1 pseudogene is annotated in these 322 nt (G+C 69.3%); it reads left to right on the plus strand.

Features of this window, described 5'->3' with window-relative positions:
- Nucleotides 1-322, plus strand: a pseudogene (locus P0G09_RS16830) (alanyl-tRNA editing protein); the annotation flags it as partial.

Here is a 322-nt window from a genome sequence, read left to right on the forward strand (position 1 = left end):
CAGCGCCAAGGCCAGCGAGACGGCCAACGCCGTGCATCGGGTGTATGACGAGTACACCGCCCTGAAATTCACCCACGTCGGGCTGTGCAGCCAGCTCTTTGACGCGCTGGCCGCGCAGGTAACGCCCGGTGCGGATGCCATCCGCATCGTGCCGGGGCTGGACCCGGACGGCCTGCACCGGCTGGCTAACCGCCTGACCGAAGCCACCCCCGGCCTGTGCGCGGCCCTGACCCACAACGAAATGGGCACCGGCTACTGCCTTGCCCAGGCGGGCGGCGATGTCCGCGCCCTGAACAAAGCCCTGAACGCCGCCCTCAATGGC

Origin of the sequence: Faecalibacterium sp. DFI.5.82 (assembly GCF_029076575.1) — a bacterium.
Taxonomy (GTDB): Bacteria; Bacillota; Clostridia; order Oscillospirales; family Ruminococcaceae; genus Faecalibacterium; species Faecalibacterium duncaniae.